The following is a 17,281-nucleotide window of genomic DNA, read 5'->3' on the forward strand; positions in this document are numbered from 1 at the left end:
TCGTCTATGAGCCAAGCAGTTTCATCTCCGCTATACGCCGCCATCGACCTCGGGTCGAACAGTTTTCATATGCTCGTGGTGCGTCATATTGATGGCAGCGTTCAGACCATGGCGAAAATTAAGCGCAAAGTGCGTCTTGCCGCTGGTTTAGACGAAACGAACGCGTTAAACCATGAAGCTATGCAACGCGGTTGGGACTGCTTGAGTCTGTTTGCCGAACGACTACAAGATATCCCGACGGAAAATATCCGCATCGTCGGTACCGCAACCCTGCGTACTGCAACCAACGTGGCTATTTTCCTCGATAAAGCCAACCAAATTTTAGGCCACAAGATTGACGTGATCAGCGGTGAAGAAGAAGCGGCAACCATCTACAAAGGTGTTGCGCATACTTCTGGCGGCAGCGGTCGTCGACTGGTGGTCGATATTGGTGGTGCCAGTACCGAACTCATCATTGGCCAAGGCTTTGAAGCTAAGGCCCTAACCAGCTTAAAGATGGGTTGTGTGACTTGGTTAGAACGTCATTTTAAAGACCGTCAACTCACAGTGACCAATTTCAACAACGCCATTTTGGCCGCTAAGCAAACGCTTGAACCCATTTTAGAGCAGTACACAAACATTGGTTGGGATGTCTGTGTCGGTGCCTCTGGTACAGTTCAAGCACTGCAAGAAATTATGTTGGCGCAAGGTATGGATGAGGTCATCACCCATACTAAATTGAAACGTCTACAAAAACAGGCCATGCGAGCAGACCATCTTGAAGAGCTTGAAATTGAAGGTTTGACGTTAGAGCGTGCCTTAGTGTTTCCAAGTGGCTTGTCGATTCTCATTGCGATTTTCGAATTGCTTGAGATTGATTCGATGACCTTGGCTGGCGGCGCATTGCGTGAAGGTCTAGTCTACGAGATGGTCGACGAGCTCAAGCAAGACGATATTCGTGCGCGTACCATTACCAGCATCCAGAGCCGTTATCAGATTGATCGCGCTTATGGTGATCAGGTGGCGACATTAGCTCGTTCATTATTGAGCCAATGCCAACCCAATTGGATTGCCGAAGAGCAAGGTAAAATACTCCTAGAAACGGCGGCGAAGCTACATGAGATTGGTTTAACCATCGATTTCAAGAAAGGTGGTGAGCACAGTGCGTATTTGCTACAAAGCCTAGATTTACCAGGCTATACCTTAGCTCAAAAGCACCTACTGGGTGAGATTGCACGCCGCTACCGTGAACAACTGACCTCACTGCCTGAGCAGCATGCTATTTCTGGAGCAAGCGCTAAACGCGTGTTGCGTCTATTGCGCCTTGCGGTATTGCTGACCCATCGCCGTAATCCCGCGCTTGAGCCAGTAATCAGTATAGAATCACAAGAAGACAACCTCGTTCTAACCATTGATGCACAGTGGCTAGAAGCTAATCCACTAACGGCCGCCGAGTTGGAAATCGAAGCTAACCGTCAAAGTGATATTGGTTGGCCTCTGACCGTGATCGCGCAGTAATCATCCATGTTAAAAAACAAAAAGCCCGAGGGTGATGACTCCTCGGGCTTTTTTATTCGTTTAATGTTGTCAACGTGGTTAGTTAGCACCCAACATTTTAAAGTTCGGGTTTACCGCGGTCAGCCTTCTCACTAAGTAGTTAAGCAGCACGCCGTACATAGGCACAAACAGACCTAAACTGATGATTAGCTTAAAGCCGTAATCCACCAGTGCAATTTCTGTCCAGTGCTGCGCCATAAATGGATCTGGGCTTTGGTAGAAAGCAATCGCAAAGAAAGCCATCGTATCCAACGCATTGCCGAACAACGTTGAACACGTTGGTGCAACCCACCATTGCTTGAGCTGACGTAAACGATTGAAGACGTGCACATCTAAAATTTGGCCGAGCAAATAAGCCATAAAGCTGGCAATCGCAATCCGCGCGACAAATAGGTTGAATTCACTTAAATGAGATAGGCCTTGGAATTGCCCCTCAAAGAACAGTACTGACAATACGTAAGAGACCGCGAGCGCTGGCAACATCACTAAGAAAATGATTTTTCGTGCGAGCTTGGCACCAAACACACGTACGGTTAAGTCAGTGGCTAAAAATATAAAAGGAAAAGTGAATGCGCCCCAAGTGGTGTGCAAGCCAAAGATAGTAAAGGGTAGCTGAACCAAATAATTGCTTGATGCAATAATGATCAGATGGAATAAAACCAATAATAGAAGGGCTTTGCGCTGCTGCGCAGGGGTAAAGTTACTCATGCGATACCTTTTTAGTTTGGTTTGGGGGTGAGGGAACCCAAATCGACCGACTCCAAGTAAAGTAATTGGAACGAGTCTTACCAATGATGTATTTAAAAAATTTGATACTCGAAAACGTTAGCCTTTAAGAGCGACGACCAGCAAATGCAGTCAGCACCTTACCGCTTCTACGATGACAAATATCGCGGCGAGCGATTATACATTAACCAACTTAGGCTGCAACTGGTTAAAATTAGGCAAACGTTGGCGCCAGTATTTTGCTTTAAAAGCCGCGTTGAAACAGGCCAGCGAGAAATTCGAGCTCTTGCTGTGACTCACCATTCGCCACCGCCTCAAGCCAAATACACTCACTGTAATGCTCTGATTTAAGAAATAACTGGCACCCTTCAAAATCAATCAACCAAGAGTGAATATCGGCGTCCCACTGCTTTTCAATCACACGTGCAGAGAGCAAATCCACTAAATGCTGCGCCAACTCAGGAAAACAATCAAAGTCGAAATCAGGCGTCCCAATCACGATGATGCCCTGCTGGGGTCGGTAATCTTGCAAGCTAAATGATGTGGTCAATGAATCAGCCATGATGGGTCAAATGCTCCTGAATTAAATCTAAGAATGGATCGGCGTACTTTTCCAATTTTCGCTGACCGACCCCATTTACCGCTAGCATCTCGCCATAAGATGTCGGCAATATGTCGGCCATATCAATCAAGGTCGCATCGCTAAAGACCACATAAGGTGGCAAACCCACTTCATCGGCAATCGACTTACGTAGCTTACGCAGTTTAGCAAACAGCTTTTTGTCGTAGTTCTTGCTGGAAAGCTTATTCGACTTGGCTGCTCGCGCCGCGGTATCAAGACGCGGAACCGCCAACTCTAAAGACATTTCGCCGCGTAGCAACGGGCGTGCTTCCTCGGTTAACTGCAAGGTCGAGTTACGAGTGATATTTTGAGACAGTAGTCCTTTATGGATCAGCTGACGAAAAACACTCACCCAATAGTCGTGACTGTTTTCACGTCCGAGCCCATAGGTTGACAACTTATCATGGCCATTTTCACGCACACGGATATTTTGCATTCCGCGCAGAACTTCAACCACATAGCCCATACCAAAGCTTTGATTAACGCGATAAACACATGACAAGGCTTTTTGCGCTTGCTCGGTTGCATCAAAACGTTTGGGCGGATCCAGACAAATATCGCAGTTACCACACGGCTTTTCGCGATATTCGCCAAAGTAATTAAGCAGCACCTGACGTCGGCAGGTTTGTGCTTCAGCAAAGGCACTCATTGCATTGAGCTTATGCGCTTCAACCTGTTTTTGGGGCCCTTCGTCTTTTTCATCGAGCATACGACGTAGCCAACTGATGTCAGCCGGATCATAGAGCATCATGGCTTCTGCGGGTAAACCGTCGCGACCAGCACGTCCGGTTTCTTGGTAATACGACTCGATATTGCGTGGGATATCAAAGTGCACCACAAAGCGAACATTAGGCTTATTGATTCCCATACCAAACGCGACAGTGGCCACAACAATTTGTACATCATCACGCTGAAATGCTTCTTGTACATAAGCGCGCTCATCTGGATCTAAACCGGCGTGATAGCTGGCTGCGCGTAGGCCGTTATTGCACAGTTTTTCGGTCACCATTTCCACTTTTTTACGGCTACCACAGTAGATGATGCCGCAATGACCGCGCTGCTCTTCGAGAAAACGCACCACCTGCGAGACTGGCTTATGTTTTTCGACCAAGGTATAGCGAATATTGGGTCGGTCAAAACTGCCCAAATAGGTATGAGGCTCATTTAATTGCAAACGCTGCATAATGTCACTGCGCGTCGCATCATCCGCCGTCGCCGTTAATGCCATGACCGGTATATGAGGAAAATACTGTTTGAGCTGACCTAGCGAGGCATATTCTGGCCTGAAATCATGCCCCCACTGAGAAATACAGTGCGCTTCATCGACTGCAATCATCGACAGCGGTAAGCTTTCGAGTCGCTCGATAAAGTCGCGCATGAGAACGCGCTCTGGCGAGACATACACCAATTTCAACGCGCCAGAATGCATCCGGTTATAAACCGATATGAGCGCCTCACGCGACATGGTCGAATTGATGCACTCTGCAGCAACACCATCAGCCTTAAGCTGGTCAACCTGATCTTTCATCAATGAAATCAAAGGCGAAATCACCAAGGTTAACCCTGAACGGACCAGTGCTGGAATTTGATAACAAAGCGACTTCCCGCCACCTGTCGGCATAATCACCAGACTGTCGTGGCCTTCGACCGCAGACTCGATCACCTCTTGCTGGCCATCGCGAAAGCGCTGATAGCCAAAAACATCTTCGAGGATGCTTTGTGGCGTAGGCTGTTCGGCCGGTGGTTGCTGTGCTAAAAGTGTCGAGGTCATGAATTATCTCAGTAGAATTGCAGGGCAGTGCGCGTGTCACGCAAGAGGCACATTGTAGTGGGGTTTAGAGGCGAATAAAACCGCAAATTGCTAGGTGATTTTGAGAGTGATTCGTATACTGCATGTTTCAGTTTGTAAAATTGCTTAACATAAGTGAGTCTCCATGACGGCAGAAGAACAACAACAGCGAGCCAAGCAAGGTGTCTTGTTCGCTATCGGCGCCTACACCATGTGGGGTATCGCCCCTATCTATTTTAAATCATTAGCCGATGTTTCTGCGCTAGAGATTCTCAGCCATCGTATCGTGTGGTCGTTCATCCTGCTTGCTGTCTTACTGCATTTTGGTCGAGGTTGGCGCAATGTTCGTGATGTCATGGCCTCAAAGGTTAAAATGACTTACCTGTTTTTTACTTCAATTGTCATCGCGACAAACTGGCTGATTTTTATTTGGGCCGTCAATGCCAATCATATGCTCGATGCCAGTTTAGGCTACTACATTAACCCGCTGCTCAACGTGTTGCTCGGGATGATCTTTCTGGGTGAGCGATTACGCAAAATGCAATGGTTTGCTGTGGCATTGGCCTGCGGCGGTGTCATCGTTCAATTGATTGCCTTTGGTTCCGTACCAGTTGTCGCAATAGTACTGGCCTTTAGTTTTGGTTGTTACGGCTTGCTGCGTAAAAAAGTCAACTTAGATGCGCAAACTGGCCTGTTTGTTGAAACGCTGCTGCTGCTGCCCATCGCGGCGATTTACTTAATCGGGATTGCAGAGACAGCAACATCGAACATGGCTCTCAATGATACCACCCTCAACTTGCTGTTAATTGCTGCAGGCGTAATTACTACCCTGCCCTTGCTGTGCTTTACTGGCGCGGCCACCCGTTTGAAACTGTCGACCTTGGGCTTCTTCCAATATATTGGCCCTAGCTTGATGTTTTTACTCGCCGTACTGGTTTACGGTGAAGCTTTTACCGCTGATAAAGCGATCACCTTCGCCTTTATTTGGAGCGCACTGGTGGTATTCAGTTTCGATGGTTTGAAAAATAATCGCCAAATTAAAAAAGCCGCCGCCTTGAGCTGATCGTTTTTTACAAGACAATCTTTGTAGCAGGTTATAAGCTTGGTGAAATAGTCACCAAGCTTTTTTGTTTTATGGACAAGGTCAACTACCACAGCACGCAAAATAGAGAGATCAGTCTGATTGAAGCGAACTACCATTCGTTCGCCTTTTCACGCCACTATCATCTCGATTTTCATATTGGCCTAATCACAAGCGGACAACAGAAGTTTCACTATCAAGGCTCTAGCCACCATGTTGGCGCAGGACAATTGGTGATCATGCCCCCCGATGAATTGCATGACGGTCAATCACTGCTTGAGTCGGGCTATCAAGTGCGTGTTTTTGAGCTCGACCCTTTGTGGCTCAGTGAATTGGCGCAATTAAACAACGCTCACCAATTAATTAACTTTAAACACTTGATCATCTCAGATGCGCAAGTTTTCCATTCACTTGCTTCGCTACATCAACGACTCGCGCAAAACAATATCAGCCAGTTGGCTAAAGACTGCCTACCCTATGAAGGTTTTGAGCGGCTCTTTAAGCACTATGCGAGCGACGGACAACAACCCGTGCTACCGCTTGGCAATCAATCAATCGCAACACTGAAAGAGTACTTACTCAGTCATCTTGACCAACCAGTGCGTCTCGACGATTTATCGCAACTTTGCCAGCTCAGTCCAACTCAGCTTCAACGTCACTTTAAAGCCAAAGTCGGTTTAACGCCTTACGCTTGGTTTAATCGCTTACGCATGGAACAAAGTATGAAATTACTTAAGGCTGGGATCAGTGGTACTGAGGTGGCTCACCAAGTTGGCTTCTACGATCAAGCGCACTTTAGTAAAGCGTTCAAAGCCACTTACGGTGTCAAACCCTCACAAATCAATTAGTGTCAGTTTTTTACAATCGCCACAGCGTGTCAGATGGCACAATAGCGCTATCAATTACGACTGATAAGTTTTTCTCTCCATGAATGAAATCACCATTTTATCCACCCTTGCTCTGGTCCACTTTGTCGCTCTGATGAGTCCAGGACCTGATTTTGCCCTCGTGGTGCAAAACGCAACGCGCTACGGACGCCAAACCGGGTTTTATATTGCGCTTGGCCTCTCTTGTGGCATTTTACTGCACTCAATTTTAAGCTTAACTGGCGTCAGCTATTTGGTTCACCAACAACCCACCCTGTTTGCCCTACTCCAGATCGCCGGGGGCAGTTACCTGTTTTATCTCGGCTATGGCGCTCTAAGGGCGACATGGTCAAGCATCCGTCGCCCGCAGCAAAGCGATGCCGAAAATCGCGACCGTTCCAGTCTGTTGTTAAGCAATAAGCGCCAAGCCTTTTCGCGTGGCTTCGCGACCAACATTCTTAACCCTAAAGCCTTAGTGTTCTTTGTCAGTTTAATGTCGAGCTTAGTGCCTGCCACGATGTCCTTAACGGGAAAAGGCGTCGCCTTGGTGATTTTGTGGAGCTTATCTTTGCTGTGGTTTTCGTTTTTGGCTTGGGTGCTATCGACTCAACGCATGCAACGAAAAGTAAAAGCGATGGCCATTTATGTCGATGGACTTTGCGGTGTGCTATTTACTTTTATTGGCGTCAGCATTTTATGGCAATCTAGCACATCTCTGCTGAGCCAAGTTTAACCTCTCAACCGTCTAATATTTGATTCAAGGTTACAATTTGATAACAAACTCTTAGACCTGTTCAGATTCCACTGTCACTCTAGCTTTGCATACATAGAAGGAGAATAAAGATGCAGTGGAAACTTACACTTCTCACCACCTGCTTGCTCACAACGTCAATCACTAGCTGGGCTAACCAAGCGACCGATTCCGTCGCACCGGAACACAGCAGTGGCCTAGAACACAAACCCTTGGTCACCGCTAAAGAGTGGATGGTCACGGCCGCCAATCCAGTCGCAACCCAAGCGGGTGCTGATGTGCTCGCCAAAGGCGGTAATGCGATTGATGCCATGGTGACCACGCAACTGATGCTCGGTCTGGTTGAGCCTCAGTCATCGGGGATTGGTGGCGGTGCTTTTCTGGTTTACTGGGATGCTGACAAACAACAGCTCACTACTTACGACGGCCGAGAAACCGCGCCGCTCAACGCAACACCGCGCCTATTCCAAGATAAAAATGGCGAGCCAATTAAATTTTACGATGCGGTTGTCGGTGGCCGCTCGGTGGGCACACCCGGTACCGTTAAGCTGATGTGGGATATGCACCAAAAATATGGCCAGCTAGATTGGGCTGAACTCATTCAGCCAGTGATTGCTCTCGCTCAGCAAGGCTTTGAAATTACTCCGCGTCTCGCCACATTAATTGAAGCCGATGCACAGCGTCTGAGTCGCTTCGAGGCCACCAGCGCGTACTTTTTAAACTCAGATGGTTCACCAAAAACCGCCGGAACCATACTAAAGAATCCACAATACGCAACCACACTGACCGCGATTGCCAAACAAGGCGCAAAGGCGTTCTATCAAGGTAAGATCGCAAGCGACATCATTAAAACGGTTCAAACGGCGCCAGGCAACCCGGGCGTCTTAGCACAAAAAGACTTCGATGCTTATACTATCAAGCAACGTCAACCCGTCTGTTCAGACTACCAAAGCTATGAGATCTGTGGCATGGGTCCACCGAGCTCAGGCGCGTTAACCGTGAGTCAGATTCTATCCATCACAGAGCAATTCGATCTCAAAGGCTGGGGGCCAAACAACGCCAAATCATGGCAAGTGATTGCAGATGCCTCTCGCTTAGCTTTTGCCGATCGCGGCATGTACATGGCAGACGAAGATTTTGTGCCCATGCCAACTCAAGGTTTGCTTGATAAAGAGTACTTAAAGCAGCGCGCACAACTTATCCAACCGGGCAAAGCATTGGCTACCGTTAGTGCAGGCACTCCACCATGGAACTACGCTCAGCGCCAAAGCACCGATGAGTCGATTGAACTGCCATCCACCAGCCATTTTAATGTGGTCGATAAAGCAGGCAATGTGGTCTCAATCACCACCACCATTGAGAACGCCTTTGGCTCACGCTTGATGACCAATGGCTTCTTACTCAACAACGAGTTGACCGACTTTTCTTTCCGCACTCATAACCAAGGTAGGCCGATTGCCAACCGATTAGAGCCCGGCAAGCGCCCTCGCTCTTCAATGGCACCGACCATCATTATGCACAATGACCAACCCTACATGGCAATTGGCTCGCCGGGCGGAAGTCGTATCATAGGTTATGTCGCACAAGCGATTATTGCGCATACTCAATGGGGAATGGACATTCAACAAGCCGCTAATCAACCTCACCTACTCAACCGTTTCGGCCCACTGGATATTGAACAAGGCACAGATGCCGAAAGCTTTAAATCTGAGCTTGAGAAAATGGGCTTTGAGGTCAATATTCGCGATCTGAACTCTGGAATACATGCCATTTTATTGCAAGATGGTCAGCTACAAGGTGCAGCAGACCCACGCCGTGAAGGTGCCGCGATCGGACAATAACGCCGATCGACTCGCTTGCTTGTGCGAGATCTCTCACAAGCAAGTGAGTAAATAGTGTTTTTTTGCTAAGAAAAATGTAACACAACCATAGTAAGTAATTGTTTTACAATGACTTGTATAAAATTACAGCGAATTTTTATGTAGAAAAACGTTTGCGCTCTATTGCTCGGCGCGCTTAAAGAGGTAATATGAACCCTGTCGGAAGGATGCTGACACGGAACAGGAAATTACCACGGATTAGGTAATCTTCAGGAAGAAGATACGGTTGCTCAGGATGAACAATCGGCATGGATAGCAAACGGACATTGAACGGACGCAATAGTAACTAGGATGGTTGCTACTAAGGATGGGAAATGGACACCTCTGGATGAGGAAAGGACTGATCATCAGGATGATGAAAAGGACACCGCTCAGGGAACAAGCGAAGTGAGCTAGCTAGGATGGTTAGCAGACCAGGATAGGGTCAAGGACACCGCTAGGATGGCGATGAATGGATTAAGCTGAAGGATTCAGCCTACTATCAAGGATTTGATGCATGGAGCACCTCTAGTAGCCGGATTGCTGCGAGTAAGACTATAACCCCGATGGGCCTTGGCCCTCGGGGTTTTTCTTTATTTTTTCTCTTCATATTTGAGAAAATGAGTTTAGCGCTTACAGCATTTCTAGTTTGGCATAAGCCGTCACTAACCATTTAATGCCTTCACCGTTAAAAGCAACTTGAACGCGACTTTGCGGACCACTGCCCTCAAAGTTAATAATGGTACCTTCGCCAAATTTCGGGTGCATCACTCGTGAGCCTAAACTAAATCCGGTTTCATTAAAGCTCTCTTTAACCACCGTTTGGCTAAAACGTCCTGAGCTTGTCGGGCGACTCACTTGCGCTTTCATTCGCACTTCATCTAAACAGTTTTCTGGTAACTCACGAATAAAACGTGACGGTTTATGGTACTTATCTTGACCATATAAACGGCGCATTTCAGCGTAAGTTATATAGAGCTTCACCATCGCGCGTGTCATGCCGACATAGCAAAGACGACGCTCTTCTTCTAAGCGGCCGGCCTCTTCTGCTGACATTTGACTTGGGAACATCCCCTCTTCAACACCGACCATAAAGACCAGTGGAAACTCTAACCCTTTAGCACTGTGCAAAGTCATCAACTGCACTGCGTCGTCAAACTCATCCGCTTGGCCTTCACCCGCTTCAAGCGCTGCATGGGTCAAAAATGCCGTCAAGAGCGTCATCTCTTCTGCTTCTTCTGGCTTTTCAAACTGGCGCGTTGCCGTGACAAGTTCTTCCAAGTTTTCAATTCGAGCTTTCGACTTCTCGCCTTTTTCCTGCTCGTACATGGCAAACAGGCCAGAGTATTTGATCACATGGTCGGTCTGCTCATGCAGTGACATTTCGACCGTATCATCTTCTAGCGCCTGAATCAGTTCGACAAAACGACTCAACGCCCCTGCCGCCCGACCAGGGAGCACTTGCTCATCGAGCAATGCCACACTCGCTTGCCACATGGTACAGCCACGATCACGCGCGGCAAAACGCAAGGTTTCAAGCGTCTTGTCACCCAAACCACGAGTCGGCGTATTGACCACACGTTCAAAGGCCGCGTCATCATTGCGATTCGACATCAAACGCAGGTAGCTTAGTGCGTCTCTGATCTCTTGACGCTCGAAGAATCGCATCCCACCATAAATTCGATACGGTAAACCTGACTGAATTAATGCCTCTTCAAGCACACGCGACTGAGCGTTATTACGATACAGCATCGCCGCATCATTCAGCGCTCCGCCTTGCTCTTGCCACTCTTTGATTTTACTAACTGCAAAGCGCGCTTCGTCTAACTCGTTGTATGCCGAATAGACCGAGATAGGCTCGCCTTCAACCCCTTCGGTCCATAGCTCTTTTCCCATTCGCTCGGTGTTATTAGCTATGAGAGCGTTGGACGCTTGCAAAATCGTTTTGGTCGAACGGTAGTTTTGCTCAAGACGAATGGTTTTAACGCTTGGAAATTCTTGGGTAAATTTCTCAATATTTTCGATTTTTGCCCCACGCCAACCGTAAATCGACTGGTCATCATCGCCAACGATCATCACGTGTGAGTTCGGGCCTGCCATCATACGCAACCACGCATATTGGATATTGTTGGTATCTTGAAACTCGTCGACCAAAATATGTTTGAAACGGGCTTGGTAGTGCTCGCGAATGTGCTTTTTATCGCGCAACAACTCATGGGCGCGAAGCAATATTTCCGCAAAATCAACTAAGCCAGCACGATCACACGCCTCTTGGTAAGCACTGTAGACCTGCAAATAGGTTTTGGTCACAGGGTCGTGATAAGCGTCAATATGATTCGGGCGTAGACCTTCATCTTTTTTACCGTTAATCCACCACGCCACCTGACGTGGAGGAAACTGTTTCTCATCTAAATTTTGCGCTTTGATCAAGCGACGCAATAAACGCTGCTGATCGTCGCTATCAATAATTTGAAAATCTTCCGGTAACTTGGCATCCAAATAGTGCGCACGCAAAATGCGGTGACAGATCCCATGGAACGTCCCGTTCCACATTCCGGAGGAGCTGCCCATCATCAACTCTTCAATACGACCGCGCATCTCAGCCGCCGCTTTGTTGGTAAAGGTTACCGACATGATTGAAAAGGGCGAGGCCTGTTCGACCGACATTAACCACGCAATGCGATGAACCAACACGCGTGTTTTACCACTGCCTGCGCCAGCTAAGATGAGTAAGTTTTCTAGTGGGGCGGCAACAGCTTCACGCTGCTTGTCGTTCAAACCATCGAGAAGTAATGAAGGATCCATGGGGGGTGCTCAGCTACTGTTTATCTATACATATAACTGCATTATACCCGAGTGACTTGAAGATGCTAGGCACACAGTAAATCGAGAGCGCAAATCTTATTATCACCATCAGCGCTTGATAAGGCCAAGAAGGATGAAATTTAAATTATTTAATTTCAATCACTTAGACTTGATTTAATCCTGTCTTATCGCAACAAGGTTTTTATGATCACCAATGGTGGGGGTTGATGCTGTTGATTTGGGGGCCAGAGCCAATATCGCTCGATAAATGGCTCCGCAGCAAACTTGGTTAGTTATCGTCGCTAAGATCGTCTTTGACTGAATTCACCGCATCACGGGATGCATGGCCAATCGCTTTGGTGGTATCTCGTGTCGCGTGACCAATTGCGGTGCCAGCATCACGCGTAGCATGACCGATTTCTGTACCCGCTTGTTTTAGTTCCGCGCAGCCACTAACCGACAATCCCACAACCAAAGCCACAACACTGATTTTAAAACGTATCAACATATTACCTCCATGCAATATCAAGTTCCGCATAGTAACCAAAAAAACGCCCTGCTGCAGTAGCAAGGCGATAGGTTATTTGTAAAATTGTCAATTTATCTTATTTAAGCGCTAATACCCGCATGACGCAGTAATGCATCAATCTGCGGCTCACGGCCACGGAAGCGTTTAAACAGTTCCATCGGCTCTTCGCTGCCACCCATTTCAAGAATGTTGTTGAGGAAGCTTTGTCCGGTTTCAGTATTGAAGATACCTTCCTCTTCAAAACGCGAGAAAGCATCTGAAGACAAGACTTCTGCCCATAGATAGCTGTAGTAACCCGCGCTATAACCACCAGCAAAGATATGACCAAAGCTGTGTGAGAAGCGATTCCACTCTAGGCTAGGCAAAACCGCCACTTTTGACTTCACTTCGGCCAACGTCTCAAGCACGCGAGGGCCAACCTCGGGATCAAACTCAGTGTGCAAGGTAAAGTCAAACAGGCCAAACTCAAGCTGACGCAAGATAAACATCGCTGATTGGAAATTTTTCGCCGCCAGCATCTTCTCTAACATCGCTTTTGGCAATGGCTCTCCGGTTTGATAATGGCCGGAGATAAACGCCAACGCTTCTTCTTCCCAGCACCAGTTCTCTAGAAACTGACTTGGTAATTCTACCGCATCCCAAGGCACACCGTTGATCCCCGATACCGCCCCCACATCGACCTGAGTCAACATATGGTGAATGCCGTGACCAAACTCATGGAACAGCGTGACCACTTCATCATGAGTAAACAACGCGGGCTTATCACCGATCGGTCGGTTAAAGTTACAGGTTAGGTAAGCCACGGGCGTTTGCAGTTCGCCCGAAACAGTCATGCGGCGCACGCGACATTCATCCATCCACGCACCGCCGCGCTTGTGTTCACGCGCGTACAAGTCGAGATAAAAACTGCCACGTAACTGCTCGTTAGCATCAAAGATATCAAAGAAGCGTACTGACTCATGCCAAGCATCCACACCTTGACGCTCTTTGACAGTCATACCAAACACGCGCTCAAGCACTTCAAATAGGCCACTGACCACTTTGGCTTCTGGGAAATAAGGGCGCAGCTCTTCGTCTGAGATTTGGAACAGGTGCTGTTTTTGTTTTTCGCTGTAGTAAGCAATATCCCACAAATTGAGCTCATCAATGCCAAACTCACTTTTGGCAAATTGACGCAGCTGTTCGACTTCGTTCTCGCCTTGAGGCTTAACTTTGTTGGCAAGATCGTTAAGGAAGCCAAGTACCTGAGATGGGGTTTCCGCCATCTTAGTCGCTAGAGACTTCTCGCTGAAGGTATTGAAACCAAGCATGCGGGCAATTTCGTAGCGCAGTTTCAACTGCTCGTTAATGATTTCGCTGTTGTCCCACTCACCGGCTTTCGGCCCACGGTCAGAAGCGCGAGTAACGTACGCTTCATACAGCTCTCTGCGCAGCTCTTGATTGTCACAGTAGGTCATCACTGGCAAATAAGAAGGGATGTCTAACGTTAGTAAGTAACCATCTAGCTCTTTCGCCTCAGCCGCTGCTTTGGCGGCGGCCAAGGCCGATTCTGGCATACCTGCCAACTCTTTTTCGTCGCTAATGTGCTTGGTCCAGCCCATGGTGGCATCCAACACATTGTTAGAGAATTTTGACCCTAACTCTGACATACGCTTACTGATTTCACCGTAGCGGTGCTGCTGATCGGCAGGTAGACCAATCCCCGACAGCTCAAAGTCACGCAACGAATCGGTGATGGTTTTCTTTTGCGCCTGAGTTAATGAAGCAAATGCCTCACTGGCTTTGATTGATTTGTATGCTTCAAACAAACCTTTATGCTGACCAACCCAAGTACCGTACTCTGATAATAATGGTAAACAGCTTTCGTAGGCGTCACGCAACTCGTCACTGTTAATCACCGAGTTCATGTGGCTTACTGGTGACCAGATGCGACTCAACTTGTCATCCACTTCCTCAATCGGTGCGACTAAGTTATCCCAAGTTGGCTCATTGTTGCCGTCCAGCGCCTGTTCTATTTCCGCCCGGCAATCGGCAATCGCCTGTTCAATCGCGGGCTTAACATGCTCTGGTTTGATTTGCGAAAACGGCGGCAAATCAATGAAGTTCAGCAGTGGATTAGACATAAATCATTCCTTTCATTGGCTAAGCGAACTCACAAGCTCGTCTTAACTATTTTGTGTTGGTCTAAATAGTAAATATAGGCAGGTTCAGCAATTTTCAATAGTAACGTATACTAAAGACCATTATTGTTCGCCCCATTTGAGAGTGTCATTTTGTTAAGTTATCGCCACAGCTTTCATGCCGGCAATCATGCCGATGTGATTAAACATATTGTCCAAAGCCTTATCCTCAACGCTTTGAAACAAAAAGAGAAGCCGCTCGTCTATCACGATACTCATTCTGGCGTAGGTCGTTACGATCTTACGCATGAGTGGTCGGAAAAGACCAGCGAGTACAAACAAGGCATCGCTCGCCTCTGGCAGCAAAATGACATTCCGCAAGAGCTTGAAAGCTACCTTGACTCGATCAAAGTGCTCAATAATGGCGATACATTACGTTATTACCCAGGTTCACCGCGTGTTGCTCGTGCACACCTACGCCCAGGTGATCGCATGGTGCTGACTGAACTGCACCCGAGTGACTACCCACTGCTTGAACAAGAGTTTCATCGCGATCGCCAAGTCAGCATCTTTAAAGAAGATGGTTTTCAACGCTTAAAGGCAAGCTTGCCACCAAAAGAGCGTCGTGGCTTGGTATTGATTGACCCACCTTACGAGTTGGCCAAAGAGTATCGTGATGTCGTACAAGCCATCAATCAAAGCTACAAGCGCTGGGCAACGGGCATTTACGCGATTTGGTACCCAGTGGTCAATCGCTGTGATATCGACGATATGCTCGATGGCCTCGAAGCGCTTGGGATTCGCAAAATCTTACAAATCGAGTTAGGCGTCTCTCCTGATACCAACGAGCGTGGCATGACCGCATCGGGCATGATAGTGATCAATCCACCTTGGAAGCTAGAGAGTCAGATGCAAGCAATTTTACCTTTCCTCAAGAAAGCAATTGCCCCAGCAACCGGTCACTTTAAAGTCGAATGGATCGTGCCAGAGTAACAGAGGCACAAGCGAGCAAGAAATTAAATTATCGAGGATCGATTGAGTTCAACCACTCTATCCTCCATATCAGAGATATATAACTTTAAAAACGAATAGGGACTGGTTACTGGCTAGTTACCTGCGGAAATGGAGAAAGTCATGTCAACGCATTTTGATTACATCTGTATCGGTGGCGGCTCAGGCGGCATCGCATCAGCAAACCGAGCAGCAATGTACGGCGCTAAAGTCGCGCTTATCGAGGCGCAAGACCTAGGTGGCACTTGTGTCAACGTCGGTTGCGTACCTAAGAAAGTCATGTGGCACGGCGCACAAATTGCCGAAGCGATGCACCTTTACGCTGAAGACTACGGCTTCGATGTTGATGTGAAAGGATTTAACTGGGGTAAACTGGTTGAAAGTCGTCAGGCCTACATTGGCCGTATTCACCAATCTTACGATCGCGTACTAGGTAACAACAAAATCAATGTCATCAAGGGTTTCGCTAAGTTTGTTGATGAGAAAACGGTTGAGGTCAACGGAGAACACTACACGGCCGATCACATCTTGATCGCTGTTGGTGGTCGCCCGACCGTTCCTAACATCCCTGGTGCAGAATACGGCATTGATTCAAACGGCTTCTTTGAGCTAAACGAGCAACCTAAACGTGTTGCTGTGATTGGCGCTGGCTACATTGCGGTTGAGATTGCCGGAGTTCTTAATGCCCTTGGCACTGAGACGCATCTATTCTGCCGTAAAGAATCACCACTGCGTAGTTTTGACCCGATGATCATCGAAACACTGATCGAAGTGATGGCAGCAGAAGGTCCAACACTCCATACGCATTCGGTACCAAAACAAGTAGTCAAAGAAGCAGACGGCAGCCTGACACTGCATCTAGAGAATGGCAATACACAAAACGTTGACCAATTGATTTGGGCGATTGGCCGCCACCCAGCAACCGATGCGATTAACCTAGCTTCTACTGGTGTAGAAACCAATGATCGTGGCTACATTAAGGTCGATGAATTCCAAGCGACTAACGTGCCTGGCATCTACTGTGTGGGTGACATCATGGAAGGCGGTATTGAGCTCACGCCTGTAGCTGTAAAAGCCGGCCGTCAGCTTTCTGAGCGTCTATTCAATGGAAAAACCAATGCCAAGATGGATTACGACTTGGTCCCAACGGTGGTATTTAGCCACCCACCAATCGGTACTATTGGCCTAACTACTCAAGAAGCTGAGCAGAAATACGGCAAAGATAACATCAAAGTGTACACCTCTGGTTTTACCGCGATGTACACCGCCGTCACCAAGCACCGTCAGCCATGTAAAATGAAACTGGTTTGCGCCGGCGAAGAAGAGACAGTTGTCGGCCTTCACGGTATCGGCTTTACCGTCGATGAGATGATTCAAGGTTTCGCTGTTGCGATGAAGATGGGCGCGACCAAAGCTGACTTCGATTCTGTGGTCGCAATTCACCCGACGGGCTCTGAAGAGTTTGTTACCATGAGGTAACCGCTCATACAACGTTAAACATAAGAAGCAGACTCTAGGGTCTGCTTTTTTGATCCACTACTTCTACACAGTGGCCAACAATACATGGTGATACCTTTTAGGTATAA

Annotated in this window: 13 protein-coding genes; 7 read left to right on the plus strand and 6 right to left on the minus strand. The window is 47.7% G+C overall.

Annotated elements, in window-relative coordinates; genetic code table 11:
* Positions 1 to 6: 6 nt before the first annotated feature.
* Positions 7 to 1,497, plus strand: a complete 1,491-nt coding sequence (gene gppA / locus ViNHUV68_RS13865) for a guanosine-5'-triphosphate,3'-diphosphate diphosphatase (protein WP_038175616.1) — start codon at positions 7 to 9, stop codon at positions 1,495 to 1,497.
* Positions 1,498 to 1,575: 78 nt separating this feature from the next.
* On the opposite strand, the gene ViNHUV68_RS13870 is transcribed toward gppA, so the two are convergent.
* The 3 genes from ViNHUV68_RS13870 to recQ form a co-directional block, all read right to left on the minus strand.
* Positions 1,576 to 2,244 carry a 7-cyano-7-deazaguanine/7-aminomethyl-7-deazaguanine transporter gene (locus ViNHUV68_RS13870; protein ID WP_391088609.1) on the minus strand — a complete coding sequence of 223 codons (669 nt, stop codon included), beginning with the start codon at positions 2,242 to 2,244 and terminating at the stop codon, positions 1,576 to 1,578.
* A 262-nt stretch (positions 2,245 to 2,506) separates the two neighbouring features.
* The gene (locus ViNHUV68_RS13875; protein WP_391090330.1) at positions 2,507 to 2,812 is read right to left on the minus strand and encodes a DUF3630 family protein; all 306 of its coding nucleotides are present in this window, start codon (positions 2,810 to 2,812) and stop codon (positions 2,507 to 2,509) included.
* 4 nt (positions 2,813 to 2,816) lie between these two features.
* A complete protein-coding gene (gene recQ / locus ViNHUV68_RS13880) occupies positions 2,817 to 4,655 on the minus strand; it encodes an ATP-dependent DNA helicase RecQ (protein WP_391088610.1) in 1,839 nt (612 codons plus the stop codon).
* Between the two features lie 163 nt (positions 4,656 to 4,818).
* Between recQ and rarD the strand changes: the two genes are divergently transcribed.
* The 4 genes from rarD to ggt all read left to right on the plus strand — a co-directional run bounded on the left by rarD (position 4,819) and on the right by ggt (position 9,212).
* Positions 4,819 to 5,736: an EamA family transporter RarD gene (gene rarD / locus ViNHUV68_RS13885; protein ID WP_038175612.1), complete on the plus strand. Its 918-nt coding sequence runs from the start codon at positions 4,819 to 4,821 to the stop codon at positions 5,734 to 5,736.
* Between the two features lie 71 nt (positions 5,737 to 5,807).
* Positions 5,808 to 6,602 carry an AraC family transcriptional regulator gene (locus ViNHUV68_RS13890; protein ID WP_038175611.1) on the plus strand — a complete coding sequence of 265 codons (795 nt, stop codon included), beginning with the start codon at positions 5,808 to 5,810 and terminating at the stop codon, positions 6,600 to 6,602.
* A 79-nt stretch (positions 6,603 to 6,681) separates the two neighbouring features.
* The gene (locus ViNHUV68_RS13895) at positions 6,682 to 7,353 is read left to right on the plus strand and encodes a LysE family transporter (protein ID WP_391088613.1); all 672 of its coding nucleotides are present in this window, start codon (positions 6,682 to 6,684) and stop codon (positions 7,351 to 7,353) included.
* A gap of 110 nt (positions 7,354 to 7,463) precedes the next feature.
* Positions 7,464 to 9,212, plus strand: coding sequence for a gamma-glutamyltransferase (gene ggt / locus ViNHUV68_RS13900; RefSeq protein ID WP_391088615.1), 1,749 nt, complete (start codon positions 7,464 to 7,466; stop codon positions 9,210 to 9,212).
* Between the two features lie 651 nt (positions 9,213 to 9,863).
* Here ggt and uvrD read toward each other — a convergent pair.
* The 3 genes from uvrD to prlC all read right to left on the minus strand — a co-directional run bounded on the left by uvrD (position 9,864) and on the right by prlC (position 14,687).
* Positions 9,864 to 12,035: a DNA helicase II gene (gene uvrD, locus ViNHUV68_RS13905; RefSeq protein ID WP_038175608.1), complete on the minus strand. Its 2,172-nt coding sequence runs from the start codon at positions 12,033 to 12,035 to the stop codon at positions 9,864 to 9,866.
* A 289-nt stretch (positions 12,036 to 12,324) separates the two neighbouring features.
* Positions 12,325 to 12,543 carry a hypothetical protein gene (locus ViNHUV68_RS13910; protein ID WP_391088617.1) on the minus strand — a complete coding sequence of 73 codons (219 nt, stop codon included), beginning with the start codon at positions 12,541 to 12,543 and terminating at the stop codon, positions 12,325 to 12,327.
* 101 nt (positions 12,544 to 12,644) lie between these two features.
* Entirely contained in the window at positions 12,645 to 14,687 is a 2,043-nt protein-coding gene (gene prlC, locus ViNHUV68_RS13915; protein WP_038175606.1) for an oligopeptidase A, read from the minus strand.
* A 150-nt stretch (positions 14,688 to 14,837) separates the two neighbouring features.
* On the opposite strand from prlC, the gene ViNHUV68_RS13920 reads away from it, so the two are divergent.
* Complete coding sequence (locus ViNHUV68_RS13920; protein WP_038175626.1) at positions 14,838 to 15,677, plus strand: 23S rRNA (adenine(2030)-N(6))-methyltransferase RlmJ; 840 nt, start codon at positions 14,838 to 14,840, stop codon at positions 15,675 to 15,677.
* A gap of 141 nt (positions 15,678 to 15,818) precedes the next feature.
* Positions 15,819 to 17,174, plus strand: a complete 1,356-nt coding sequence (gene gorA / locus ViNHUV68_RS13925; RefSeq protein WP_391088619.1) for a glutathione-disulfide reductase — start codon at positions 15,819 to 15,821, stop codon at positions 17,172 to 17,174.
* The last annotated feature ends 107 nt before the right edge of the window (positions 17,175 to 17,281 follow it).

It is taken from the genome of Vibrio sp. NH-UV-68 (genome assembly GCF_042940635.1).
Lineage (GTDB): Bacteria > Pseudomonadota > Gammaproteobacteria > Enterobacterales > Vibrionaceae > Vibrio > Vibrio pacinii.

What these genes read in the sequence shown, in the direction of transcription:
- gppA (WP_038175616.1), top strand. Translation starts at nt 7, where the DNA reads ATGAGCCAAGCAGTTTCATCTCCGCTATACGCCGCCATCGACCTCGGG.
- ViNHUV68_RS13870 (WP_391088609.1), bottom strand. Translation starts at nt 2,244, where the DNA reads ATGAGTAACTTTACCCCTGCGCAGCAGCGCAAAGCCCTTCTATTATTG.
- recQ (WP_391088610.1), bottom strand. Translation starts at nt 4,655, where the DNA reads ATGACCTCGACACTTTTAGCACAGCAACCACCGGCCGAACAGCCTACG.
- rarD (WP_038175612.1), top strand. Translation starts at nt 4,819, where the DNA reads ATGACGGCAGAAGAACAACAACAGCGAGCCAAGCAAGGTGTCTTGTTC.
- ViNHUV68_RS13890 (WP_038175611.1), top strand. Translation starts at nt 5,808, where the DNA reads ATGGACAAGGTCAACTACCACAGCACGCAAAATAGAGAGATCAGTCTG.
- ViNHUV68_RS13895 (WP_391088613.1), top strand. Translation starts at nt 6,682, where the DNA reads ATGAATGAAATCACCATTTTATCCACCCTTGCTCTGGTCCACTTTGTC.
- ggt (WP_391088615.1), top strand. Translation starts at nt 7,464, where the DNA reads ATGCAGTGGAAACTTACACTTCTCACCACCTGCTTGCTCACAACGTCA.
- uvrD (WP_038175608.1), bottom strand. Translation starts at nt 12,035, where the DNA reads ATGGATCCTTCATTACTTCTCGATGGTTTGAACGACAAGCAGCGTGAA.
- ViNHUV68_RS13910 (WP_391088617.1), bottom strand. Translation starts at nt 12,543, where the DNA reads ATGTTGATACGTTTTAAAATCAGTGTTGTGGCTTTGGTTGTGGGATTG.
- prlC (WP_038175606.1), bottom strand. Translation starts at nt 14,687, where the DNA reads ATGTCTAATCCACTGCTGAACTTCATTGATTTGCCGCCGTTTTCGCAA.
- gorA (WP_391088619.1), top strand. Translation starts at nt 15,819, where the DNA reads ATGTCAACGCATTTTGATTACATCTGTATCGGTGGCGGCTCAGGCGGC.